1 protein-coding gene is annotated in these 906 nt (G+C 59.8%); it reads right to left on the reverse strand.

From position 1 onward, the window contains the following. A partial coding sequence (locus tag NKI79_RS33110) for a site-specific integrase (protein WP_352807497.1) occupies positions 1-756 on the reverse strand: 756 nt, incomplete at its 3' end. Positions 757-906 lie beyond the last annotated feature (150 nt).

The following is a 906-nucleotide window of genomic DNA, read 5'->3' on the forward strand; positions in this document are numbered from 1 at the left end:
CGTTGTTTTGAGCAGAACCTGGATGATGCGGATGTCGGTGCCGTTCTCCAGAAGATGCGTGGCGAAGCTGTGGCGAAGGGTGTGCACCGTCACCCGCTTGTCAGCGCCCAGGAACTCGCAGGCTGCTCGACAGGCGATCCCTAAGGTCTGTGGGTGGATCGGGCCGCGGCCATCGCGCCGGGGAAATAGCCATCGCCCCGGCTTGGTCAACCGCCAATAGACGCGCAAAATCTCCAGCAGCTGCGGCGACAGCATCACATAGCGGTCCTTGCCGCCCTTGCCCTGCTCGATGCGAATGACCATCCGGCTGCTATCGATGTCCGTCACCTGCAGACGCGCCGCCTCAGTGGCGCGTAAGCCCACCGCATAGGTGGTCATCAGAGCGACCAGGTTCCTCGTCCCCTTCACGGCCTGCAGAAAGCCGACCACCTCATCGGCGCTCAGCACGACCGGCAACTTGCGCGGCGTCCGGGCGTAAGCGATCCGCTCAGGCAGATCAGATCGACCCAGCGTCACGCCGTAGAAGAAACGCAAGGCGCAAACGGTCTGGTTCAACGCGCCCCACGAGACCCTTCGGCCCACCAAGTGGGCCTGATAGGCGCGCACCTCTTCGTATCCCAGTTGATCGGGTGATCGTCCAAAAAATCGACTGAACTTCGCCACGTGATGCACGTAGGATCGCTGGGTCTCCGGTGACAAATTGCGGATCGTCAGATCTTCAATCATCCGCTGACGCAGAGGGCTTATCTGGGCCATCTGGGGTTCTCCTGTCTGGAAGGTTGGCTCGACGCCAAATCTTCTCATGTCAGGCGAAGTGAGAAACTGACCCCCTAACGAAACGAAGAACTGACCCCTCATTTTTGAGAGGATCAGTGGATGCAAGAAGAATTTCCATCGAAGCTCGCC

The organism is Mesorhizobium sp. M0340, assembly GCF_040321535.1.
Lineage (GTDB): Bacteria > Pseudomonadota > Alphaproteobacteria > Rhizobiales > Rhizobiaceae > Mesorhizobium.